Here is a 24,243-nt window from a genome sequence, read left to right on the forward strand (position 1 = left end):
CGTCGGGTCCAGGCCGCCGATCCGTCCGCGGCCGCGACGAAAGGACCACTCATGCACACGCGCACTCTCGGACAGGGCCTTCAGGTCTCGGCGGTCGGACTCGGCTGCATGGGCATGTCACAGAGCTACGGCCCCAATCCGGGTACCCGCGACGACATGATCGCGGTGCTGCGCTCTGCGGTCGATCACGGCGTCGACTTCTTCGACACCGCCGAGGTGTACGGACCGCATGTGAACGAGGAGCTCGTGGGCGAGGCACTCGAGCCCATCCGCGACCGGGTCGTGCTCGCGACGAAGTTCGGGTGGGATATCCAGGACGGCAAGAGCGTCGGCCTGAACAGTCGACCCGAGCAGATCCGCCGGGTGGCCGAGGCATCGCTGCGGAGTCTGCGCTCCGACGTGATCGACCTCTTCTACCAGCACCGTGTCGATCCCGATGTGCCGATCGAGGACGTCGCCGGCACGGTCGGCGAGCTGATCGCCGAGGGGAAGGTGCGCCACTTCGGGCTCTCCGAGGCGTCGGCCGAGACGATCCGCCGCGCGCACGCCGTACATCCCGTCACCGCGCTGCAGAGCGAATACTCCCTGTGGACCCGCGACCCCGAGGCTGAGATCCTGCCGGTGCTCGCCGAACTCGGCATCGGATTCGTGCCGTTCAGCCCGCTCGGCAAAGGTTTCCTGACCGGCACCGTCGACACCGCGTCCGACTTCGCGGCCGGCGACATCCGCGCCACGATTCCGCGCTTCACGGCAGAGAACCGGGCCGCGAACCAGGCGATCGTGGCGCACGTCGCGCAGTTGGCCGCCGCCAAGGACGCCACGGCCGGCCAGATCGCGCTGGCCTGGCTGCTCGCCCAGCAGCCGTGGATCGTGCCGATCCCCGGCACCCGGCGCACCACCCGCATCGCGGAGAACGCCGCGAGCACGGCCGTCGCACTCTCGGCCGACGAGGTCGCCGACCTCACTGCCCTCGCGACACGCATCGGCGTGAGCGGTGACCGCTACAACCCGCAGCAGATGGCGTTCGTCGATCGTTGAGCCTCCCGCGGCATCGGTATCGTGAGGCGGGTGACCGCCGCCCGCAGCTACCCCGCGACCATCGCGGCTGCCGTCGAGCATGAGACCGTCATCCGCAAGTCACGCTTCCTCACGCGGATCGAGCCCGTCACCTCGGTCGAGCAGGCCGAGGGCGTGATCGCCGGCATCCGCAAGAAGGCGTGGGATGCCAACCACAACTGCACGGCGATGGTGACGGGCCTGCTCGGCGATCAGGCGCGGTCGTCGGATGACGGCGAGCCCTCCGGCACCGCGGGCATCCCGATGCTCGAGGTGCTGCGCCGGCGCGAACTGACCGACGTCGTCGCGGTCGTGACGCGGTACTTCGGCGGGGTGAAGCTCGGAGCGGGTGGCCTGGTGCGTGCCTACTCGTCAGCGGTGTCGGAAGCACTCGACCTAGCGGCGCTCGTGCGGCGGGCGGCGTTGCGCCAGGTGACGCTCGAGGTGCCGCACGCCGACGCCGGCCGCTACGACAACCTGCTGCGCGAATGGGCGGCGCATCACGGCGCGACGCTCGGCGAGCCGACCTACGCGGCGACAGCCACGCTCGAGCTGTGGGCACCGGAGCCGGAGCTCGCGCACCTCGCGGACGATCTCGCCGCCGCATCGGGCGGCGGGATCGCACCCGTCCTCGGCGTGGAGCGCATCGTCGACGTGCCCGCCTGACGCCCCGGCATCGGGAGAACCACAACGGCCGCCGGATATCCTGGATGCCGCGGTCGCGGAGGGAGAGCGATGTTCGACAGTCCGCTCTCGGCTTCGGCCTACGAGATCCTCGACGTCGACCCCACGGTCGACGACGTCGAGTTGCGCCGCGCCTATCGCCTCCGCCTCCGGCAGACGCACCCCGATACCGGTGGAGATGCGGCGATGTTCATCCAGGTGCAGCGCGCGTGGGAGCTGGTCGGCACCGTCGAGAGCCGCGCCGCCTACGACCGCCGCTCCGGTGTGGCAGGAGCGGCGGCCGCCGAGCCCGGGACCGAGTGGAGCGGATGGCGCCCGCCCGCCGCCCGCACCGACACCCGTCCCCGCGCCCGGTCCTACGGGCACCCCGGCGGCTGGCGCCGTGAACGCTACCTCGTGCTCATCCGCGAATGGGCCGGCCGCGGCGTCGAGGTCCCCGATCCGTATGACCCCGCGCTCGTGCGCTCGGCTCCGCGTGACCTGCGGCGGATGCTCGCCGACGCGCTGGCGGAGGAGGCCACGGCCCGCACGGTCTCCGACCTCGGCATGGGCTTCACGGTGTGGCACGACGTCGCGGTGGGAGCGGATGCCGACGACAAACTCGACCATGTGGTGCTCGGCCCGTCCGGACTGTACGGCGTGATGTCGGAAGACTTCGGGGGTGTCGTGGGCTTCCGCCGCGGCGAGATCACCGGCCCGAGTCTGGGCACGCGCGCGCCGGTCACCGCTGCTCTGCGTCGGATGCGCACCGTCGCGAAGGCCGCGCGCGTGCGCTTCGGCGGGGCGATCATCGTGCTGCCCGACGACGACCTCGCCCAAGCCGTCACGCCGCTCGGCACGAGCCGCGGAGTTCCGGTCGTCGTGGTGCGACGCAGCGCTCTCGCGATGGTGCTGCGTCAGGGTGTGCCGCAGGCGCGGGCGATCGGGGGCAACGAGCTCTTTGACGTGCGCACCCGCCTGCAGCAGACCGTCCGCTTCGTCTGAGCTCTCCGGACTGCGTCCACTGAGCGCTGTCTCGGTGTCAGGACAGTCGACGCCGCCTCAGCAGCGAGGCCCCGAGGAACAGCATCAGCCCTCCGACAAGGAGCGCCGCGGACAGCGTGCCTCCCGTCACCGCCAGTGTGGGCGGCGGCGGAGGGAACACCCGTGTCGTCGTCTCCGACGGCGGAGGAACGATCGTCCCGCCATCGGGTGGGACGCCTGTCGCGGTGGCCACGTTGCGCACCTGACCCCTCTCGACGTCGGCGGCGGTGACGGTGTGCGGCGGCACCGTGCAGGTCATCTGCACCCCGGAGCCCAGACTCGTCGACGGACACGTGACCGGCCCCGCGGTGGGGTCGGTCACGACGATGTCGTCGATGGTCTGTGCACCGGTATTGGTCACGAGGATCGTCCACTCGATGCGGTCACCGGGATCGATGACGCCGTTGCCGTTCACATCGACCGGATTCGCGCGCTTCTCGAGGGTCAACGCGTTGGGCCCGTCGAAGGGGACCTCGACCGTCGACGGCGGCGAGACCGGAGGCTGCCCCGAGGGCGGAGTTCCGGTGGCGACGGCCGTGTTCGTGAGCAGGCCCGAGTCCACGTCGGCCTGCGTCGTCTGGTACTGCGCGGTGCAGGTGATGATCTGGCCCGGCAACATGCTCGCGGCACCCGCAGGGCATTCGATGGCGGACAGCGATCCCGACCCGGAGAAGGCGGTCTCATCGACCGTCACGTCTTCGAGCGTGACGTTTCCGGTGTTCGTGACCACGAAGGAGTATGCGAGGATCTGCCCCACCGCCGTCATGGTCGCCGGCGTGGCCGACTTCACGATGCTGATGCCCGGGACGGGATCGATGGGAACCTCGGTCTCCGAGGGCGGCGAGACCGGCGGGACGAGCGTGCCCGGGGGCGTTCCGGTCGCGGTGGCGCTGTTCGTCACCCGGCCCGCGTTCACATCGGCTTGGGTCAGCACATACGTGGCGGTGCAGACGATCTGCACGCTCGGGGCGAGCGACGCCGCGCCGGCCGGGCACACGACGGGCGACAGTGCGCCGGTCCCGGAGAAGCTCTCCTCGTTCACCGTCACGTTCGCGAGGGTGACGTTGCCGGTGTTCGTGACCACGAAGGAATAGGTGATCTCCTGGCCCACCTGGTAGGCGTCCGGCGTGTTCGGGCTCGCCGATTTCACGACCGTGATCCCGGGCACCGGGTCCGGCGGGACGACGACGGTCGACGGGGGCGACACCGGAGGCTCTCCGGTCGGCGGCGTGCCCGTACCGGTCGCGGTGTTCGTGACGCCTCCGGCATCGATGTCGGCCTGGGTCACGACGTACGAGGCCGTGCAGGTGACGGTCGCGCCCGCGGCGAGCGATGCCGCGCCCGCGGGGCACGTGACCACGGGGGGTGTCCCCGTTCCGGTGAATGCCGTCTCCGTCACCGTCACACCCGTGAGTGTGACGTTTCCGGTGTTCGTCACCAGGAACGAGTAGTTGATCGTCTCGCCCGCTGCCGTGATCCGCGTGCGGTCGGCGGTCTTTGACACGGTCAGCGCCGGTGCCGAGACGACGGGGATCTCGACGGTCGACGGCGCAGACACCGGCGGAGTGCCCGAGGGCGGGGTTCCCGTCGCTGTGGCGGTGTTGTCGAGGGAATCGGAGGTGTAGTCCGCAGCGGTCGTCGTGTACGACGCGGTGCACGTGATCTGTGCACCCGGGATCATCGACCCGGCACCCGCGGGGCACGTGATCGCCGGAGAGGTACCGGTTCCGGAGAACGCCGTCTCATCGACCGCGACGTTCGTGAGGGTCACGTTGCCGGTGTTGGTGACCACGAAGGAGTAGCCGACCGCCTGACCCGCTGCCGTGATCTCGGAGGTGTCGGCGCTCTTCACGAGGGTGATCGCGGATGTCGCCGTCGACGGCACGTTGACGGTGGAGGGCGGGGAGACGGGAGGCACGAGGATGCCCGGCGGGACACCCGTCGCGGTGGCCGTGTTGGTGAGGGTCCCGCTGTCGATGTCGGCCTGGGTGAGGGTGTAGCTCGCGGTGCAGGTCGCCTGCGCCCCGGGAGCCAGCGGTGTCGTCGGACACACCGGGGTGGTCATGCTCCCCGAGCCGGTGAAGGCGGTCTCGTCGACGCTGATGTCGGCGAGGGGCACGTCACCGGTGTTGGTGACCACGAAGGAGTAGTCGATGACCTGTCCGACCGTGAAGTCATCGGGCCCCGACGGCGATGCGGACTTGAACAGCGAGATCCCCGGGTTCGCCGCGGCGATGGTGAGGGCATAGTCCTCCACCTCGCCCACCCCTCCCGCGCCCGTGGGCATGGAGGTGGTCAGGGCGGTGCCGCTGGAGATCCGGAACCGCGCGAAGGTCGGTCCCGCGACGGTCTGTGCGATGATGCCCGGCCAGGTGAGCGTGACCGAGGATCCGTCGGGCGTTCCCGCCGGGACCACCGCGGATGCCCCCTCGTTCGCGTCGAAGACGCCGTCGCGGTTGAAGTCGACCCAGCCGACCAGCGTCGCCGGCTGACCCGGCACCTTGTTCGACGCCAGCACCGACACCGAGTAGCTGCTGGTGATCCCTGCGGTGATCGGCCCGAACGTCGCGACGCCGTTCTCGTCGTCGATGAACTGGTTCGGCGCGGTGCCGCCGACCTGATCGTCTCCGGTCGCGTTCGCGCTGTACTGCATCGCCGCCTCGGTGTCGGCTGACCACCCGAGGTAGGTGGCGGCATTCAGCTCGTGGGACACGACCCCGTAGCCGGCCGGGGCATCGCCGTAGTCGTCGGGGATGGTGGCGCAGGAGGGCGTGAAGCCGTCGATGCCCTCGCCGCCTCCCTGCGCACGGTAGCCGCGCACGAGGATGTCGCTGGTCCCGGTGGTGGCCGCAGGCCCGCAACGTGGCGTCGGGGTGTCCAAGCCGCCGGTCGTGTTGAAGTTCTCACCGATGGTGAGGACGGTGGGCGTGGCGGCGAGATCGATCCGCAGCTCGCCCGCCGCGCTGAAGGTCATCGGCCGGCAGGTGATCTGCACCGATGAGGGCCAGCGGTTCGTGCCGTCGCCGACGAAGGTGGTCCCGGTGATGCGGTGCACGAAGGTGTTGGCGGGGCACACGCCGGTCTGCACGTTGCCACGGCTCTCGTTGTAGACGGGACCGGTGATCCACGCGGGGTTCACGGTTCCCGTGACGGTCCCGGCGTTGCTCACGGTGATCGTGGAGCACTGGATGCTGAAACGCACGAGGATCGAGTTGGCGTTGGACGGAGAGTCGGCCGTGCGGTTCTCCGTCTGCACGCCGGTGAGCACCGAGTTCGACGGACACTCCGTCGGCGCGACGAGGTCTTTGTCGGATCCGACCGTGGCCGCTTCCGTGGAGGGTCCGAGATACAGCTGGGCGGCATCGCCCGGAGCCGCCGTGGCGGGCGACGCGGGCACGATCAGCGCGGTGAGCACGAGCGTCAACAGTGCGGCGACGGCCCAGGGCTTGAGACGGTCACGGCTCGTACGACCATGATGAGTGGCTGGATTCCGCATGGGGTCGCCCTCCGTTTTCTCAGCGTCACCAGAAGCTGAGACTTTGCTCACAGTAACCGACGAATCCCCTGGGTCCAACCCCTTTTTTTATGCTGCGACCTCGGTGAAATCACCTCGACCCCACCTCGATCCCTCCGCGGCATGCCGGAATACTTTCTTTTGAGTTATTCAAATGAAGAGGTATGCTTGATGGATGGAGACAGAACTCGACTCGGCGCTTCGCGTTGCCGGGTTGCGCGCGACCGCGGGCCGCGTCGCCGTTCTCGAGGCTCTCGACTCCATGGCCCATTCAGACGCGGAGCGGCTCTACCGTGCCGTGTCTGAGGTGCTGCCGACCACGTCGATCCAGTCGGTGCACAACATCCTCGCGGACCTGACGACGGCGGGCCTCATCCGCCGGATCGAACCGGCAGGCTCCGCGGCGCTCTACGAGCGGCGCATCAACGACAACCACCACCACGTCGTCTGCACCTCCTGCGGTGCCATCGGCGATGTGGACTGCGTCGTCGGCGAAGCGCCGTGTCTCACCCCGTCCTCGACGGGGGGATTCACCGTCCAGACAGCCGAAGTCACCTTCTGGGGCCTCTGCCCCAGTTGCCAGAACGCCGCGCAATAGCAGTCCGCCGATCACCCGTCCCCGGATGGGGGTAATCGTTGCGCCTGCGCGGAGAAGGAGAACACCATGACGAAACCTGCCACCACCACGCAGGCCGGAGCCCCGATCGCGAGCGACACGCATTCGCTCACGGTCGGCGCCGACGGCCCCACCGTCCTGCACGATCACTACCTGGTCGAGAAGATCGCGGCCTTCAACCGCGAGCGGGTGCCGGAGCGCAACCCGCACGCGAAGGGCGGCGGCGCGTTCGGCGAGTTCGTCGTCACCGAAGACGTGTCGGCCTACACGCGCGCGGCCGTCTTCCAGCCGGGTGCGGCCAGCGAGACCCTCATCCGCTTCTCCTCCGTCGCCGGGGAGCAGGGCTCGCCCGACACCTGGCGTGACGTGCGCGGGTTCTCGCTCCGCATGTACTCCGACGAGGGCAACCTCGACATCGTCGGCAACAACACCCCGACGTTCTTCCTTCGCGACGCGATCAAGTTCCCGGACTTCATCCACTCGCAGAAGCGCCTCGGCGACTCGGGTCTGCGCGATCCCGACATGCAGTGGGACTTCTGGACGCTGTCGCCGGAGAGCGCCCACCAGGTCACGTATCTGATGGGAGACCGCGGCCTGCCCCTCAGCTGGCGGCACATGAACGGCTACGGCTCGCACACCTACTCGTGGGTCAACGCCGCAGGCGAGGTCTTCTGGGTGAAGTACCACTTCATCTCGCAGCAGGGCGTCGAGGCGATGAGCAACGAAGAGGCCGAGCAGCTCGCCGGGTCGGACGCCGACCACTACCGGCGCGACCTCTTCCGGTCGATCGCCGACGGTGAGTTCCCGAAGTGGGACCTGTACGTGCAGATCATGCCCTACGACGAGGCCAAGGCGTACCGGTTCAACCCGTTCGACCTCACCAAGACCATCTCGAAGAAGGACTACCCGCGCATCAAGGTCGGCACGCTGACCCTGAACCGCAACCCGGAGAACTTCTTCGCACAGATCGAGCAGGCCGCCTTCTCGCCGGGGAACCAGGTGCCGGGCACCGGCATCTCCCCGGACAAGATGCTGATGGGGCGCATCTTCGCCTACCCGGACGCGCAGCGCCACCGCATCGGCCCGAACTACAACCAGCTGCCGGTGAACCAGCCGCACGCGAGCGAGGCGCGCAACTACCAGCACGAGGGCTCGATGCGCTACCAGTTCAACGACGCCGCGCACCGCACCTACCAGCCGAACTCCTATGGAGCGGCAGGAGGCCCGGAGGCCGACCCGTCGAAGGGCATCGAGGTGAACTGGGAGGCCGACGGCGAGATCCAGCGCTCCGCCGCGACCCTGCACCCCGAGGACGACGACTTCGGGCAGCCCGGCACGCTCTACCGCGAGGTGTTCGACGCCGAGCAGCGGGCACGTTTCCTGGAGACGCTCACCGGCCAGGGGCGTTCGATCACCGTCGACGCCATCCGCGAGCGCTTCTTCCAGTACTGGACGAACGTCGACGCCGCACTCGGCGCCGCGCTGCGCGACCGCGTCTGATCCTCGCGATCACCGGAACGGAAACGGCCTCCCGGAGACTTCGGTCTCCGGGAGGCCGTTTCGTCGTCCCCGGCGCTGCCGGGCGCGTCAGGCGCCGACCGGCTCCGGTTCGGGGACGATCGCCTCGAACGCCACCTCGCCCGCCGGGGTCATCCACGCCCGCAGCATCGCGCGGATGGCGCCGGCCATGTCGATCGACCGGTCGAACAGCCACTGGGTCTGCAGACCGTCCATGGTCGCGGTCAGGCGCAAAGCCGCGTCGTGCGGATCGATGTCGGGTCGCAGCTGACCGGACGCGATGGCGAGCGCGATCGCCTGTCCGGTGCTCGAACGGATCCTCTCGTAGCGGCGCCGGAAGTACTCGTGCGCCGGGTGATCGGCAGCCGACGCCTCGGACGACAACCGCACGAAGAGCTCGATCAGACCCGGCACGAGACGGTTGTGGTCGGCGAGATCGACCATTCCGCGCAGCACGCCCATACCGCCGTAGCCGCGGGCGTAGGGACGGAAGCGGTCGCGATCCTCGATGTCGCGGGCTTCGAGCACGGCTTCGAGCAGGGCTTCCTTGTCGGCGAAGTGGTGCAGCAGTCCCGCGCGCGAGATGCCGCACACCGCGGCGATCTCGAGGATCGTCGCCGAGAGGAAGCCGCGTTCGGCGAAGTGGTCCGAGGCCACGCGGATGATCTCCTCGCGGCGCGCTCGGCCGTTCGCGTATCCGCGCCCTCGCAGCGTCGTCGCATCAGCCATGGGGGAAACCGTAGCACCGCTCTTGACAAAACCGACACAAGTGTAGATATTTAACCGAACCACCCGCCGCACCCGCACCGCCCGCCGTACCCGAAAGACCCGCCGTACCCGAACGAAGGAGTTCCCGTGAGCGCGATCGCGCACCCGTACCAGGACCGCACCCTGACCGTGGATCAGCGTGTCGAGGACCTGCTCACCCGAATGACGCTCGAGGACAAGGCGGGGCAGATGTTCCAGCCGATGGCGACCCTCGGCGACGACCTCGACGCCCCCGGCCTGTTCGGGTCCCCGTCGATGCGCACCATCATCGACCGTGGCATCACGCACGTGAACATCCTGCAGGCCCCGTCGGCGCGGGAGATCGCCGCATGGCACAACGCCCTGCAGGAGGAGGCCCGGCGACGCGGCCTCGGCATCCCGTTCTCTCTGTCGAGCGACCCGCGTCATTCGTTCTCGAACAACCCGGCCGCCGCGCTCATCGCCGGCCCCTTCTCGCAGTGGCCGGAGTTCCTCGGTTTCGGCGCCATCGACGACCCCGAGCTCACCCGCCGCTTCGCCGAGGTCGTGCGTCGCGAGTACCTGGCCGTCGGCATCCGCACCGCCCTGCACCCGCAGATCGACCTCGCCACCGAGCCGCGCTGGGCGCGGGCTTCCGGCACGTTCGGCCAGAGCGCGGAGGTGACCGGGCGTCTCGGCGTCGCCTACACGCTCGGGTTGCAGGGCGACGAGCTCGGAGCCGAATCGGTCTCGGCCATGGCCAAGCACTTCCCCGGGGGCGGCCCCCAGCTCGACGGCGAGGATCCGCACTTCTCATACGGCCGCGAGCAGGTGTACCCGGGCGGACGATTCGACCTGCACCTGCAACCGTTCCGCGACCTGCTGGCCGCCGGCGTCTCGCAGATCATGCCCTACTACGGCATGCCGATCGGCACCGAGTACGAAGAGGTCGGCTTCGGGTTCAACAAACAGATCATCCAAGGCCTGCTGCGTGACGAGCTGGGCTTCGACGGGATCGTGTGCACCGACTGGGGCATCCTGTCCCGCACCTTCTGGGGTGTGGAGTCGCTCACCTACGACGAGCGGATGATGAAATCGCTCGATGCCGGTGTGGACCAGTTCGGCGGTGAGTTCAACCCGAAGGCTCTGATCGGGCTCGTGCGGGCGGGCTCGGTGCCCGAGTCCCGGCTCGACACCTCGGTGCGCCGGCTGCTGCGTGAGAAGTTCCGTCTCGGGCTGTTCGACGACGCACGGTTCGTCGATGTCGAAGCTGCGGATGCGATCGTCGGTCGGGAAGACGCCCGCGCCGCCGGACTCGAGGCCCAGGCACGTTCACTCACGTTGCTCACGAACGGCGGCGGGGCGGCGCATCTGCCGCTGCAGGGGCGCCCGACCGTCTACGTCGAAGGCCTCGACGCCGTCGAGCTCGCCGGCTGGGCCGATGTGGTCACCGACCCCGACCGCGCCGACGTCGCGATCGTGCGCACCGACGCCCCGTGGGAGCCGCGCGGCAACGGGGCCGACATCGAATCGTTCTTCCGCGCCGGATCCCTCGAGTTCCACGACGACGAACTCGCGCACCTGCGCGATCTGGCCGCCCGCGTGCCGCTCGTGCTCGACGTCTACCTCGATCGTCCGGCGATCCTCGCCCCGCTTCTCGACGTCGCCTCGACGATCATCGCGAACTACGGCGCCTCCGACACCGCGCTCGTGAATGTGCTGTTCGGCGCGGTGGAGCCCCAGGGGTCGCTGCCCTTCGAGGTGCCGTCGTCGATGGAAGCCGTGGCGGCGAGCCGCCCCGACGTGCCGTCGGACACGGTCGACCCGTCGTTCGCGTTCGGCCACGGCCTCCGGTACCTCGACTGGTCGCCTGCCGCACGACCCGACCCCGCGTCCACGACGATCGAGATGGCGGATGTCGCCGCACCCGGCGGACGCTTCGACCTCACCAGCGCGACCGTCGCCCAGGTGCTCGCCGATGCCGAGGCGCTCGCGATCATCACCGAGCTCGTCCCGGAACTGCCGGGCAACCCCATGCTCGCCGCAGCGCAGAACATGCCGCTCGACACCGTCCTCGGCTTCGCCGGCGCCACCCTGCCGGCCGAGACGATCGACACGCTGCGCTCCCGCCTGGTGGCGCTCCCCGCCTGACCCCCGTTCTGCACGACCTGTTCTGCCCTGCCCGTTCTGCCCGACCCGAGAGGACCACGACGACGATGTCTGGAACGCCCGCAACCCCCGAGAGCACCGTCCCCAAGAGCACCGTCCCGATCACGGAGACGACGTTCATCCGCACCGCCGCCGGCAACGACGACCCGCCCCCGCCCCTCAAGGGGATCCGGCGCCTGCTCGGCTGGATCATCCCCGCCAACCTCGGCATCTTCCTGATCTGGGGCGCGGTCCCCGGCATCCTCCTCCCCCAGCAGGTCACGGTCGCGCTCGGCGAGGAGAACAAGGTCGCCAACCTCGCGATCATCGCGACGATCGGTGCGTTCGCGGCGATGATCGCGCAGCCGATCGCCGGGCAGATCTCCGACCGGACGCGTTCCCGCTTCGGTCGGCGTGCACCGTGGATGATCGTCGGCGTCCTCGCCGGAGGCCTGGCCCTGGTCGGCCTCGCCTTTGCGGACTCCCTGGTCGGCATCGCCATCGCGTGGACTCTGGTGCAGATCGCGTACAACTTTGCCCAGGGCCCGCTCTCCGCCGTGATGCCCGACCGCGTGCCCCTCAAGCGCCGGGGAACCTTCGCCGCCCTCTCCGGCATCGGCCTCATGGTCGGCTCGCTCGGCGGTCAGATCATCGGCTCCCTGTTCTTCAACAGCATCGCCGCGGGCTACCTGGTCTTCGCGGTCTTCGCCCTCGTCGTCATCACACTGTTCGTCGTGTTCAACCCGGACTACTCGAGCGAACGGATCACGCCCGAGCCGTTCGACCTCAGCGCGTTCCTGCGCACCTTCTGGGTCAGCCCGATCAAGCACCCCGACTTCTTCTGGGCGTTCCTCGGCCGCCTGCTGCTGTTCACGGGCTACTTCTCCGTGACCGGATATCAGCTCTACATCATGACCGACTATCTGCACATCGAGAAGCCCGAGACGGTCATCCCGCTGGTCGGGCTCCTCAGCCTCGCCGGCATCCTGATCTCCACGATCATCTCCGGTCCACTCTCCGACAGGGTCGGGCGACGCAAGCCGTTCGTGTTCGCCTCGTCGGTGGTCACCGGTCTTGCACTGCTGCTGCCGTGGATCTCACCGACGATCGAGGCGTGGATGATCATGTCGTTCATCGCCGGGCTCGGGTTCGGCATGTTCCAGGCCGTCGACACCGCACTGATGAGCGAGGTGCTCCCCTCGGCGCAGTCGTTCGCGAAAGACCTCGGGGTCGTGAACATCGCGGCCACCCTGCCCCAGACGCTGGCCCCCGGAGTCTCGGGTCTGATCGTGATCGCATTCGGCTTCGCCGGGCTCTTCCCCGTGGGCATAGTCCTGTCGGTGCTCGGCGCGTTCGCGGTGTGGCCGATCAGGTCGACGCGCTGATCCCGCACCTGACGCCGCCGTCCAGGAACAGGGCCAAGATGGAGAGGTGGCCGTCCCTCTCTCCGACCTGACCAGCATGCCCGAACCCCAGCAGGTGTACGCCGCCGACGGCACACGACTGGCGACCTACACCTGGGGCGAGTTCGACGCCCCCGTCGTGGTGATCGTGCACGGCTTCGCGTCGAGCGCGCGCGACAACTGGGTGCTCACCGGATGGGTACGCGAGCTGACGCGCGCGGGTTATCGCGTGCTGGCACTGGATCAGCGCGGCCACGGCCTCAGCGAGAAGCCACATGACCCCGACGGTTACCGGATCCGCACACTCGTGACCGATGTCGAGACCGTGATGGACACGTACCTCGTCGACGACGCCCTCTACGTCGGCTACTCGCTCGGCGCACGCGTGGGCTGGGAGGTCGTTCGCGAGCTGCCGCACCGCATCGGGCGTGCAGTGCTGGGAGGGGTGCCGGACGGCATCCCTCTGGCGCGACTCGATCTCGAACAGGTCCGGAACTACATCGCCGACGGCACCCCGGTGGCCGATCGGACCACGCAGAACTACATCGCGCTGACCGAACGGGTGCCGGGAAACGACCTGCAGGCACTCGTCGCGCTCGCGGAGGGCATGCGGGCGTCGGGCATGATCGACCCCGATCCCTCGGATGCGCCGACGCGGCCGATCCTCTTCGCCACCGGCTCGAAGGACGCGATCATCGAGGGTTCGCGGGCGCTGGCCGCAGCCGCCCCCGACGCACGGTTCTTCGAGATCCCGAACCGGAACCACTTCAACGCCCCGGGCTCGCGCGATTTCAAGGACGCGGCCGTGGCGTTCCTCGCCGAGGCGTAGACCGCTCACGAGGAATGGCCCGGTCGGATGCGACCGGGCCATTCTCGGGTTCCGCGTCAGACGGTGGCGGCGGCCTCGTCGCGCTTCGGCAGCACCCAACCCGCACGCGGGAAGTGGCACGTGTAGCCGTTCGGGTACTTGATCAGGTAGTCCTGGTGCTCTTCCTCGGCCTGCCAGAACGGCCCTGCCGGCTCGATCGTGGTGACGGCCTTCGCCGGCCACAGGCCCGAAGCGTCGACATCGGCGATGGTGTCGCGCGCGATCGCCTCCTGCTCGGGGGTGAGCGGGAAGATCGCCGAGCGGTAGCTCGAACCGATGTCGTTGCCCTGACGGTTCAGCGTCGACGGGTCGTGGATCTGGAAGAAGAACGCCAGGATGTCGCGGTAGGTCGTCTTCGTCGGGTCGAACACGATCTCCACGGCCTCGGCATGGCCGGGGTGGTTGCGGTAGGTCGCGTGCTCGTTCGAGCCGCCGGTGTAGCCGACCCGGGTGTCGAGCACACCGGGCTGACGGCGGATCAGGTCTTCCATCCCCCAGAAACAGCCGCCGGCGAGAACGGCCGTCTCGGTCCCGGGCGTGCGGGTGATGGTTCCGGTGTCGGTCATGACTGCTCCTCGGTGGTGTCGGAAGGTGCGGGGGTGTCGGTGGTGGGGCGTGCGAAGAGGGCGCTGTAGCGACCGTACCCCTCTTCCTCCAGGCTTTCGGCCGGGATGAAGCGGAGAGCCGCCGAGTTCATGCAGTAGCGCAGGCCGCCCTCGGCGCGCGGGCCGTCGTCGAACACATGACCGAGGTGGCTGTCGGCGACGGCCGAGCGCGCCTCGGTGCGCTTCATCCACAGCGAGCGGTCGGTGCGCGTGGTCACGGCATCCGCGTCGATGGGCTTCGTGAAGCTCGGCCATCCGGTGCCGCTGTCGAACTTGTCGGTCGACGAGAACAGAGGCTCGCCCGAGACGACGTCGACGTAGATGCCGTCGTCGTGGTTGTCCCAGTACGCGTTGCGGAAGGGCGGCTCGGTCGCGTCCTGCTGGGTCACCCGATACTGCAGAGGGGTGAGGCCGCTGACGGCCTCGGGGGTCGTGCCGTAGTCGTTCGACATGATCTGACTCCTTGTCCGACGTCGCTGGCTGCGCCGTCATAGAGGAGAACCGACGAGCGGCCCGTTTTGGTCCCGCGGCCCTGAGAACGGGCTGTGAGTTTCTGCGGGCGGGGAGTTTCTGCGGGCTGGGGGGTTCCACGGACCGCTCGTCGGGGGATGACGGATGCTCGTCAGCCGCGCAGAGCCACCGGCGCGCCCGCGTGGGTCACGGTGACCGCCGGCGCCGAGCCGTCGGCCGGTGCCACGGTGAACGCGAACTCCGGCGTGTACCATCCGCGGTCGATGTCGGCCTGCGTGAGCGTGCGTCGAGGAGTGCTGCAGTTGTAGGCGTCGTAGGCCGGGAGATTCAGCCATCGGCACGCGGTGGGAGCGAAGCCGGCGGTGAAGGTGTTCGTCGCCGGAGTGACGACCGTCGTGACGCCCGCCGTGCTCACGACCCGCACTCGGAAGCTCAGCTGCTCCCCCACCGTGTACGGATTCGTCGCGACGTCGCGCGGGGCCGAAGTGTTCGTCGCCGTGAGGGTCGCTCCGAGCGCGGAGGACTGCGGAAGGGTGAGCGTCGCGGTGGTCTGACTGAGGCGTCCGTCGGCGGCGGTGAAGGCGGCCTGGAGACGCTGCTCACCAGAGACGCCCTGCGGGGCGGTGACCTGCACATTCACGGTGGCGCTCGCTCCCGGTGCGAGGCCGGTGATCTGCGCGGTGGTCGCGGTCCATCCGGCAGCGGTGTGGAAGGTCACGGCGCCGCTGAGCGCGGCCGCCTCCTGATTCGTGATCGTGACCGGGACCGTGGTGGCGACGCCGGCGGTCAGAGCGGTCTTCGGCACCGACAGTGGCGCACACGCCGCGTTCAGCCACGCGTCGTCGAACGCGGAGAACTGCATCGTGTTCGTGTAGCCCGCCTCCCACAGCACCCCCACCCTGCCGTCATCGATCGCCGTCGCGCTGGAGTAGGCGAAGGTCCCCGTCTCGAGCGTGCGCAGACCGGGCCAGGTCTCGCCGTCGTCGCAGGAGAGGCGCACCGCTCCGTTCACACGGTTGCTGTTCGCCCCGTTGGCGGCATTCGTGAAGATCAGCTTCTTCGCGTCGGCGCTGCCCGCGGCGGCGTCCGGATGCAGGCGGGTGATCGAGGCGTTGTTCGTGGGGTCGGGCAGCTCGGCGTCGCGGGTGACCGGACCATAGCTGTGACCGCCGTCGGTCGAGATCGCGACCTTGCGAAGACGCCCGTCGGAGCTGTCTCGCGAGTTGAGCATGACGCGTCCGTCGGAGAGCTCGACGACCTTGTTCTCGTCCATGCCGGTGCCGACGTATTCGCCACGCTGCCAGGTGTCGCCGCCGTCGTCGGAATACACCGAGTACGCCTGGATCGCGGTGGATCCGTCGGCCTGACGCACGGTGCCAGCGTACTGCTGGATGAGCCGCCCGGCATGCGCGCCGTAGCGCAGCTGGATCCCCTCGCCCGAAGTGGCGAACGTGCCCTTCACATCGCCCGCGACGGGCGTGTACACACCCCCGCTGGTCGTGCCGTTGGAGGTCTTGGCGACGTCGGTGATGAGCCGCGGCGCACTCCAGGTCGCGCCGCCATCGTCGGAATGGATCACGGCCGCTCCCAGAACCTGCCGGTTCGCGTCGTCGTCGCCGTAGGCACTCCCCTGGAACCCCTGGTCCTGGGAGCGCACGAAGAACGCGAAGACCCGACCGCTCTGCCGGTCGACGACGTAGCTCGGGTCGGAGTAGCCGTACTGGCCGCTCCCGGTCTTCCCCGCGGCGATGATCTGCAGCGGACCCCAGGTACGACCGTTGTCCGTCGAGCGGCGCTGGATGATCGAGTTGGGGTTGGGGGCGTCAGCGGCGCTTCCCGGCCGGGCATCCCACGCCGAGAGGACCACGCCGTCGCCGAGGTGGGTGAGCGCGGGGATCCGGTAGAAGTAGTTCGAAGCCGTGCGGTCGGCGCCGATGTTCAGTTCGAGGTAGTCGCCGGGGTCGGCGTTCGGATCGGTCAGATACCCGGGCGCCGGGGCCGCCGAGGCAGCGGCGGCGGGGAGGCTGAGCGCGAGGACCAGCGCTCCGATCGTGCCGCATCGCAGCAGGCGGCGGCTCCGGGAAGGGGGCGAGGGAGGAACGTGCATGGACAGACCTTTCTGTTCGTGCGGAAATATGACGTCTGATGTCAGATTTCAAGTCACTCTAGCGAGGGGTCTCCCCACGGACAAGGCCGGATCTCGTCGTCCCGCGAGCGGCGTTCGACTCCCCGGGCTCACGCGGCGAGCCGTCGACGACACCGCGCCGACGGCTGCCGCCGTTCCCTCCGGTCAGCCTGCGGCGCGCACCACCTCGAGGTTCCGCGCGACCGTGCGCAGGGCATCCGCCGCGGTGGTGTCGTCGGGGCGGCGGGCCGTCTTCAGCCCCAGCCACTCGACGTCGCCCGCAGCGGCGAGCGCTGCGGCGACGTGCGCGTCGTCGAGGAGCGAAGCGGATTCCGGGTGGGTCGAGACGATCGGCAGGTGCGCATCGCTCCACGGGTGGCCATACGGGCTCTGCACCGGGGCGGCCCCTGAGAACGCCAGGCCGACGAGGAGGCCGGACGCCGCCGCCGCCGCGATCTGCGCGGTGACGGCATCCGCATCGCGCAGCTCGATCGCGGAACGCCCCCAGTTGAGCCACACTCCGATCGGCAGTCCCGACGAGCGGATCGCGGCGATCTCGGCGTCCAAGGGCAGGAAACCCTTCTCAGGGACCCGGCCGGGCACGAACGCATCGCAGTGTTCGATGACCAGGCGCGCGCCGGACCAGTCGAGTGCGGCGACCTCCCCCAGCGAGCGCACGAGCGGCTCCATGGCGGCCGTCGCTCGCGGCGCGGAGTGCACCGTCACCACCGCGACGGATGCGGCGCTCTCGCCGTCGATGCGCGCGACGTCGGCGGCGACCCTCCGAAGATCGGCGACCGCCGCCGCGCGCCCCTCCTCATCGGCCGAGGCGAGGCCATACCCGGGGTGTGCCCCGACGCGCCCCATGACGAACGGGATCGGGGTGACGGCGAGCGGCACGGCCGGCACGTTCGCGAGGAACCAGGCGTCATCGTGCGGATGCAGGCGCCCCATCCACGGCACCTCGAGCCCGGCGATCCCGGGAAGCGCGCACAATGCGGGCAGCAGCGCGCCTTCGAGCACCGGATCCCAGTGCGCGTGGGCGGGAGAGGCCGGGTAGGCGCTGACGAGGATGGGCGCGGTCATGCGCGTGCTCCCGCGACGGCATCGGCGAACCAGGTGGTGATCGTGGACGGATGCGTGATGGCGGTGCCGACGCACACCGAGAACGCCCCGGCGGCGATCGCGGCCGCGGCGTGCTCGGGTGTGTGGACGCGCCCCTCGGCGACGGTCGGGCGGCGGCAACGGGCGGCGATCAGCGCGATGAGCTCCAGGTCGGGCCCGGTGGTCTTCGGGCGCTCTCCGGTGTATCCCGACAGGGTGGTGCCGAGGATATCGGCGCCGGCGGCCTCGGCGGCGATCGCGTCGTCGAGGGAGCCGCAGTCGGCCATGATCAGCGCGTCGGTGTGCGCGCGAAGGCCCGTGATAGTCTCCGTGAGCGTCAGCCCGTCCGGGCGCGGGCGCCGCGTCCCGTCGACCGCGACGATGTCGGCGCCCGCGTCGGCCACGGCCTGAGCGTGCCGGAGCGTCGGAGTGATGAAGACTTCGGCATCGCCGTCCTTCCACAGCCCCACGATCGGAACAGGGAGGTGTGCCGTCGCGCGGATGTCATCGAGCCCCTGCACGCGGATTCCGGCTGCTCCTCCGGCCAGGGCGGACGCCGCGACCTGCGCCATCGTGCGGGGGTCGCGCATGGCCTCACCCGGGTAGGCCTGGCACGAGACGATCAGTCCACCCCGCAGTCGTTCGAGGGTGTCGGTGAATCTCATGGTCGCCTCCAGGCGGATGCCGCGGCTCCGCGCAGCGGTGCGTCGTCGCCGAGCGCGCCCGGCAGGATGGGGGTGTTCTGCAGCGCATCGATCGCCTCGGCGTGGAAGGCGGCGCGCATCGGAAGCCACCAGGACTCACCGATGTTCGGCACGCCCCCGGTTACCACGATGCGCTCAGGGTCGAGAAGCGTCGCCGCCCCCGCGAGGGCCCGACCCACCGCCGCGGCCGACTCGTCGAGGGCCCGGCGGGCGATGGGGTCCGCGGCCGCAGCTGCCATCGCGACCCCCCGCGCATCGGTGATGCCGGGATCGCCTCCGAGAGACCGGAAGTGCCGATGCATCCCGATGCCGGAGCCGATGGCCTCGAGGTGCCCGAAGCGCCCGCAGGGGCAGCGCAGGTGTGCGGCTCCCGGCACGGGCAGGTGCGCGATCTCCCCCGCGACGTGATGCGCACCCCGCACGGCCCTGTCGTCGAGCACGACTCCTGCACCGACACCGGTGCCGACCGCGACGACGAGCGCACTCGCCGCCCCGGCCGCGGCACCGTGTCGATGCTCTCCTGCCGCGTGCGCGTCGACGTCGTTCTGCACGGCGACGGGAGCGTCGGGGAGCAGATGCGCGCCGAGTCCCGAGCGCACGAGTGCGGCCAGCGGTGTACCCGGCCAGTCCGCGAACGTATCCGTGGCGGAAACGATCGTCCCGGTTCCGGCATCCACGACCCCGGCCGTGCCGATGCCGACGCCCGAAAGGCGCAGCCCGCTGCCGGCGAGGAGACGTCCGGCGAGCGCGACGACGGTGGCGACGACCGCCACCGGCCCCTGGGCCGCCGGCGTCGCGGCCACCTCGGTCCGCAGCAGTGCATCGTCGCGGTCGGCGAGGGCCGCGGCCGTCTTGGTGCCGCCGATGTCGACGGCGAGGACGACCTCGCCCATCAGCCGACGGCGACCGGGAGCAGATGCAGCTCGTCGAGGATGTCGCGGATGCGGGCGACCGCGTCGACGTCGAGCGCCTGCACGGTGTTCGCCATCGTGGCGTGATCGATGATGCCACGGGCGTGCATGGCCGCCTTGAACGCGCCGACACCGGTCGCATCACCCGAGAGGCCCTTCGGCTGGAACACGATGTCGAACAGGCGGTTGATGCGCTCCTGCTCGGCCCGAGCCGTCTCCCAGTCGCCGCTCTTCGCGGCCTCCCACAGTCGCACGTACCCCGCGGCCTCCACGTTCGCGAGCCCGGGAACCACGCCGTCGGCACCGGCGAGGGCCATGGCGTCGACGACGACCTCATGTCCGGTGAGCAGCTGCAGCGGACCCCCTGCGGCATCGTTCGCCGCGATCAGGCGCCGGAACGAGACGTCGTCACCCGAGGAATCCTTCACGCCGTGGATGACCCCTTCGGTGCCCAGCTGCACGAGCAGGTCGATGCCGAGCTTGGAGTGCACGCGCACCGGCACGTCGTAGGCCCACAGCGGGGCGTCGATGGCCGCCGCGATGGTGCGGAAGTGGTCGGCGACCTCGGCTGCCGAGTTCAGTGTGTACAGCGGAGCCGTCGTGACGATCGCCTGGGCGCCGGCATCGATCAGACGGCGGGCGGTCTCGATGATGCGCGGCGCCGTGAGCTCGATCGCGCCGGCGATGACCGGCACCCGACCGGCGTTCGCGGCGACGATCGTGCGGAGCAACTCGACGCGCTGGTCGTCGGTGAAGTACGCGGTCTCGCCGGTGGAGCCGAGCGCGAACAGTCCTGACACCCCCTCGGCGACCAGACGGTCGACGAGGCGGGAGAGGGAGACGTGATCGATCGATCCGTCCTCGAGCAGCGGGGTGGCGACGGGCGGGACGACGCCCGCGAAGACGGGGGCGGGAGAGGCAGCAGACATGTGTGTTCCGGTCGTTTCAGTGGTGGGGTTCGAGCAGCGAGGGCGCAGCGCCCAGCAGCGTTCTGGTGTACTCGTCGGAGGGCGCGTCGAACACGCGGGCCGCATCGCCGAACTCGACGACGCGCCCCTTGTTCATCACGGCGATCTCGTCGGAGAGATAGCGGACGGTCTGGATGTCGTGGGAGATGAACACCATCCCGAGGCCGAGTTGATCCTTCAGGTCGGTCAGCAGATTGAGGATCTGGGCACGCACCGAGACGTCGAGCGCCGAGGTGGGCTCGTCGGCGACGATCACCTGCGGGTCGAGCACGAGCGCCCGGGCGATCGCCACACGCTGGCGCTGGCCCCCCGAGAGCTGGCTGGGCAGGGCGTCCAGGGCCGATGCCGGCAGTCCGACGAGACCGATCAGGTCGCGCACCTTTCGGCTCCGGGTCGACGGGCTGCCGAGGCGGTGCACCTGCATCGGGTCGAGCAGCGCATCGCGCACCGTCATCCGCGCGTTCAGGGCGGTCGCCGGATCCTGGAACACCACGGAGAGGATGCGGCCGAGTCGTCTGCGCACGGCGGGCGTGAAGGATCGCACCGGCTCTCCCCCGAACACGACCTGCCCGCTCGTGGGCTTCTCGAGGCCGATGAGCACCTTGGCCGAAGTCGACTTGCCCGACCCCGACTCGCCGACGATGCCGAGCGTCTGCCCGCGCTTCACGGTGAGCGAGACCCCCGCAAGCGCGTCCACGTACTGCGGCCGGAAGAGCGAGGAGGCACGGGTCTTGTAGCGGACGTGCACGTCCTTGAGCTCGATGACGGGTTCGCTCATCGTCCTGCTCCGATCGGCTCGACGGGCGCATCGTCGGGATGCGCGGAGTAGTAGTGCTCGGTTCCTGCGATGTGCCGCCGCACCGGGGCGACGCCCGCGTACCGGGCGGGGTCGCTGGAGCGCGGCGCGAAGCGGTCGCCCGTCGGGAAGTCTCGCGGCGACGGCACGACGCCCGAGACCTGATGAAGACGATCGGAACCGGCCTCGATCGAGAGCACCGCGCCGAGGAGCCCCTGCGTGTACTCGTGCACCGGCTGGGTCAGCACCTCTCTGGTCGTGCCCTGCTCGACGACCTGGCCCGCGTACATCACCGTGATCCGGTGCGTGAGCTCGGCGACGAGCGCGAGGTCGTGCGAGACGAACAGGAGCGCGAATCCGAGCTCCTTCTGCAACCGCATGAGCAGGTCGACGACCTGCGCCTGCACCGTGACGTCGAGGGCCGTGGTCGGCTCATCGGCGATCACCAGTCGCGGGTTCCGGGTGAGCGCCATGGCGATGAGCACGCGCTGCCGTTGGCCTCCCGAGAGCTCGTGCGGGTACGAGGCGAGGGTGCGGTCGGGGTCGAGACCCACGAGCTCCAGCAGCTCCCTGGCGGTGCGGGTGCCGCCGCGCGACGTGAGCTGCTTCATCTGGGAGCGGATGAGCATCGCCGGGTTGAGGGAGCTCAGTGCGTCCTGGTAGACCATCGCGATGTCGTGGCCGCGCAGCGCGTTGCGCTCCTTGGGTGCCATCTGCAGCAGGTCCTCGCCGTCGAACAGGATGCGCCCGCGGATGTCGGCTTTCGGATCGAGCAGGCCCATGATCGCGAGCGAGGTGATCGACTTGCCGCAGCCCGACTCCCCCACCAGCGACATCGTCTCGCCGGGGCGCACCGTGAAGCTGACGTGGTCGACCACGTCCACGTCGCCATGACGGGGAAACGAGATGCACAGATCCTGCACGTCGAGCAGAGGCTTCTCCTCCGCCGTGTACACCAGGCGGTCGGTGCGCGAGAGCTCGCGCTGACGGAGCTCGGCCAGTCGCTCGGCGAGAGGAACGGCCTCGGCGCGCGGCACCAGGGTGTCGGGCACCCCGCTCGGAACGGAGAGGTTCACCGCCGTGTCGACGGTGGGGATCACGTGGGTGTCGTCGGGGATCGCTGCGACCTCGAGCTCGTGCGTGGACTCCTCGGTGCCCGCGGCATCCGCGGTGATCTTGCGTGCCCGCGGCGACACCATCGCATCGGTCATCCCCTCCGAGAGGATGTTGAGGCACAGCACCGTGAGCATGATGAGGATGCCGGGGAAGAAGGTCGCCCACCACGCGCCGCTCATCAGCAGATTGCGGCCGGCGGCGATCACGTTGCCCCACGACGGCTCGGGGTCGGGAACCCCGGCCTGCAGGAACGACAGCGAAGCCTCGAACACGATCGCGTCGGCGACGAGCACGGTCGCGAACACCAGCACGGGGGCCATGGCGTTGCGCGCCACGTGGCGGACGATGATGCGCGGGGTGCCCGCGCCCATCACGCGCACGGCCGAGACGTAGTCCTCGCCGTACTGGTCGAGGATGTTGGCGCGGACGATGCGGGTGAGCTGCGGCACATAGAGGAACGCGATCGTGAGCACGAGCACGGGGAGCGACTTGCCGAACACCGCCACGAAGACGGCGGCGAGCGCGATGCCGGGGAACGACATCACGACGTCCATGACGCGCATGAGCGTCTCGGAGATCCACCTCGGGGCCGTGGCGGCGATCGTCCCGAGCACGCAGGCGGCCAGCAGCGCGACGAGTGTCGCGCCGATGCCGATCACGAGCGAGTAGCGGGCACCGAAGACGAGACGGGAGAAGATGTCGCGGCCCTGTCGGTCGGTGCCGAACCAGTGCTCCGCGCTCGGCGGCTGCACCGGAGTCCCGGACGCCAGCGGGTCGAAGGGCGCGATGAGCGGTGCGAAGATCGCCGCCAGCCCGATGATCGCCAGCACGGCGATGCAGATGATCGATCCGAGGGACAGCCGGCCCCAGCGGAGACCGGGAACGGAGAGACGTTCCGTGAGTTTGCGTCGCATGTCACACCGCCCGGATTCGAGGATTGATGAGCACGTACAGGAGGTCGACGATGATGTTGATCACGACGAAGGCGAGCGCCACGGCGAGCGTCACACCCTGCACGAGGTTGGGTTCGTTGTTGGTGACGCCGTTGAGGATGAGCGTTCCCATTCCCGGGATGGCGAATATGATCTCGATCACGACCGCACCGCCGAGCAGGTAGCCGATGCGGAGTCCGAGCACGGTGACCGGGGCGATCAGGGCGTTGCGCAGCACATTGCGACCGACGACGATCACTCGCGGGATGCCGGCGCCCAGGGCGGTGCGCACGTAGTCGCGGTCGAGCTCCTCGACCATCGAGGTGCGCACGACGCGGGAGAGCTGACCGATCACCGGCACGGCGAGCGCGATGGCGGGGAGGGTCATGCGGGCGAGCCATCCGGAGGGGTCGCTCCAGAAATCCGGGAGCGGCCCGGAGGCCGGCAGCAGGTTCAGCCCCAGGGTGAAGACCTGGATGAGCAGGATGGCGAGCCAGAACGACGGCGTGGAGAGCGCCGCGACGCCGAACACGCGGATCACCTGATCGGGCCAGCGGTCGCGGTAGACGGCGGCGAGGACGCCGATCACGAAGGCGACGATCACCGCGATGAGGAGCCCGAGGAAGGTGAGGGCCAGGGTCACCGGGAAGGCGCGGGCGACCTCGTCGATCACCGGGAGACTGCGTGCGGAGTAGGTGCCGAGGTCGCCCTGCACGAGTCCGAGCAGGAAGTTCACGTAGCGGACGAACAGCGGGAGGTCGAGGCCGTGGTCCTCGCGGTACGCCTCGAGGGCTTCGGGCGACGCCGTCTCGCCGAGCGCGGTGCGCGCCGGGTCTACGGGGGAGAACGACATCACGAAGAACACGAGGAACGTGATGCCGAGGATCATCAGCGGCAGCTGCAGCAGTCGCCGGCCGATGAGGCGGAGCGTGTGGGACACGTGCCGCTCCTTCCG

The 24,243-nt window shown here is 69.6% G+C and carries 20 protein-coding genes; 8 read left to right on the plus strand and 12 right to left on the minus strand.

What is annotated here, in order from left to right; all coding sequences use genetic code 11:
• Nucleotides 1-51 precede the first annotated feature (51 nt).
• The 3 genes from MicroSTF_RS11020 to MicroSTF_RS11030 all read left to right on the plus strand — a co-directional run bounded on the left by MicroSTF_RS11020 (nt 52) and on the right by MicroSTF_RS11030 (nt 2,724).
• Nucleotides 52-1,038, plus strand: a complete 987-nt coding sequence (locus tag MicroSTF_RS11020; RefSeq protein WP_322955574.1) for an aldo/keto reductase — start codon at nt 52-54, stop codon at nt 1,036-1,038.
• A 30-nt stretch (nt 1,039-1,068) separates the two neighbouring features.
• On the plus strand, nt 1,069-1,722 hold the full coding sequence (locus MicroSTF_RS11025) for an IMPACT family protein (RefSeq protein ID WP_136024707.1): 654 nt from the start codon (nt 1,069-1,071) through the stop codon (nt 1,720-1,722).
• A gap of 69 nt (nt 1,723-1,791) precedes the next feature.
• Nucleotides 1,792-2,724, plus strand: a complete 933-nt coding sequence (locus MicroSTF_RS11030; protein WP_315068567.1) for a DnaJ domain-containing protein — start codon at nt 1,792-1,794, stop codon at nt 2,722-2,724.
• A gap of 37 nt (nt 2,725-2,761) precedes the next feature.
• On the opposite strand, the gene MicroSTF_RS11035 is transcribed toward MicroSTF_RS11030, so the two are convergent.
• The gene (locus MicroSTF_RS11035; RefSeq protein ID WP_322955579.1) at nt 2,762-6,259 is read right to left on the minus strand and encodes a GEVED domain-containing protein; all 3,498 of its coding nucleotides are present in this window, start codon (nt 6,257-6,259) and stop codon (nt 2,762-2,764) included.
• A 193-nt stretch (nt 6,260-6,452) separates the two neighbouring features.
• On the opposite strand from MicroSTF_RS11035, the gene MicroSTF_RS11040 reads away from it, so the two are divergent.
• Nucleotides 6,453-6,875, plus strand: a complete 423-nt coding sequence (locus MicroSTF_RS11040) for a Fur family transcriptional regulator (protein ID WP_029260681.1) — start codon at nt 6,453-6,455, stop codon at nt 6,873-6,875.
• Nucleotides 6,876-6,941: 66 nt separating this feature from the next.
• Nucleotides 6,942-8,393 carry a catalase gene (locus MicroSTF_RS11045; protein ID WP_029260682.1) on the plus strand — a complete coding sequence of 484 codons (1,452 nt, stop codon included), beginning with the start codon at nt 6,942-6,944 and terminating at the stop codon, nt 8,391-8,393.
• A gap of 87 nt (nt 8,394-8,480) precedes the next feature.
• On the opposite strand, the gene MicroSTF_RS11050 is transcribed toward MicroSTF_RS11045, so the two are convergent.
• Nucleotides 8,481-9,140 carry a TetR/AcrR family transcriptional regulator gene (locus tag MicroSTF_RS11050; protein ID WP_051668199.1) on the minus strand — a complete coding sequence of 220 codons (660 nt, stop codon included), beginning with the start codon at nt 9,138-9,140 and terminating at the stop codon, nt 8,481-8,483.
• 126 nt (nt 9,141-9,266) lie between these two features.
• On the opposite strand from MicroSTF_RS11050, the gene MicroSTF_RS11055 reads away from it, so the two are divergent.
• The 3 genes from MicroSTF_RS11055 (at nt 9,267) to MicroSTF_RS11065 (ending at nt 13,517) form a co-directional block, all read left to right on the plus strand.
• Entirely contained in the window at nt 9,267-11,288 is a 2,022-nt protein-coding gene (locus MicroSTF_RS11055) for a glycoside hydrolase family 3 N-terminal domain-containing protein (RefSeq protein WP_322955581.1), read from the plus strand.
• 65 nt (nt 11,289-11,353) lie between these two features.
• The gene (locus MicroSTF_RS11060; RefSeq protein WP_322955583.1) at nt 11,354-12,670 is read left to right on the plus strand and encodes an MFS transporter; all 1,317 of its coding nucleotides are present in this window, start codon (nt 11,354-11,356) and stop codon (nt 12,668-12,670) included.
• A 46-nt stretch (nt 12,671-12,716) separates the two neighbouring features.
• Nucleotides 12,717-13,517, plus strand: coding sequence for an alpha/beta hydrolase (locus MicroSTF_RS11065; protein ID WP_322955585.1), 801 nt, complete (start codon nt 12,717-12,719; stop codon nt 13,515-13,517).
• Nucleotides 13,518-13,573: 56 nt separating this feature from the next.
• On the opposite strand, the gene msrA is transcribed toward MicroSTF_RS11065, so the two are convergent.
• From msrA to MicroSTF_RS11115, 10 genes are all read right to left on the minus strand, one after another.
• Nucleotides 13,574-14,122, minus strand: coding sequence for a peptide-methionine (S)-S-oxide reductase MsrA (msrA, locus tag MicroSTF_RS11070; RefSeq protein WP_029260687.1), 549 nt, complete (start codon nt 14,120-14,122; stop codon nt 13,574-13,576).
• Nucleotides 14,119-14,613, minus strand: coding sequence for a peptide-methionine (R)-S-oxide reductase MsrB (msrB, locus tag MicroSTF_RS11075; RefSeq protein WP_322955588.1), 495 nt, complete (start codon nt 14,611-14,613; stop codon nt 14,119-14,121). Before msrB ends, msrA begins: the two co-directional genes overlap by 4 nt.
• Before the next feature lie 170 nt (nt 14,614-14,783).
• Nucleotides 14,784-16,739 (minus strand): sialidase family protein, encoded by a 1,956-nt coding sequence (locus MicroSTF_RS11080; protein ID WP_322955591.1) that lies wholly within the window; start codon nt 16,737-16,739, stop codon nt 14,784-14,786.
• A gap of 183 nt (nt 16,740-16,922) precedes the next feature.
• Entirely contained in the window at nt 16,923-17,843 is a 921-nt protein-coding gene (locus tag MicroSTF_RS11085) for a DUF4862 family protein (protein ID WP_322955593.1), read from the minus strand.
• Entirely contained in the window at nt 17,840-18,526 is a 687-nt protein-coding gene (locus MicroSTF_RS11090) for an N-acetylmannosamine-6-phosphate 2-epimerase (RefSeq protein ID WP_322955594.1), read from the minus strand. The genes MicroSTF_RS11085 and MicroSTF_RS11090 overlap by 4 nt, the downstream gene beginning before the upstream one ends.
• Nucleotides 18,523-19,458, minus strand: a complete 936-nt coding sequence (locus MicroSTF_RS11095; protein ID WP_029260692.1) for an ROK family protein — start codon at nt 19,456-19,458, stop codon at nt 18,523-18,525. Before MicroSTF_RS11095 ends, MicroSTF_RS11090 begins: the two co-directional genes overlap by 4 nt.
• Nucleotides 19,458-20,405, minus strand: a complete 948-nt coding sequence (locus MicroSTF_RS11100) for a dihydrodipicolinate synthase family protein (RefSeq protein ID WP_021199494.1) — start codon at nt 20,403-20,405, stop codon at nt 19,458-19,460. Before MicroSTF_RS11100 ends, MicroSTF_RS11095 begins: the two co-directional genes overlap by 1 nt.
• Nucleotides 20,406-20,421: 16 nt before the next feature.
• Nucleotides 20,422-21,222, minus strand: coding sequence for an ABC transporter ATP-binding protein (locus tag MicroSTF_RS11105; protein ID WP_021199493.1), 801 nt, complete (start codon nt 21,220-21,222; stop codon nt 20,422-20,424).
• Complete coding sequence (locus tag MicroSTF_RS11110; RefSeq protein ID WP_297557441.1) at nt 21,219-23,270, minus strand: dipeptide/oligopeptide/nickel ABC transporter permease/ATP-binding protein; 2,052 nt, start codon at nt 23,268-23,270, stop codon at nt 21,219-21,221. Before MicroSTF_RS11110 ends, MicroSTF_RS11105 begins: the two co-directional genes overlap by 4 nt.
• 1 nt (nt 23,271) lies before the next feature.
• Nucleotides 23,272-24,228: an ABC transporter permease gene (locus MicroSTF_RS11115; protein WP_322955600.1), complete on the minus strand. Its 957-nt coding sequence runs from the start codon at nt 24,226-24,228 to the stop codon at nt 23,272-23,274.
• Nucleotides 24,229-24,243: the final 15 nt, after the last annotated feature.

The sequence above is a fragment of the Microbacterium sp. STF-2 genome (assembly GCF_034650155.1).
In the GTDB taxonomy this organism is placed as follows: Bacteria; Actinomycetota; Actinomycetes; order Actinomycetales; family Microbacteriaceae; genus Microbacterium; species Microbacterium maritypicum_A.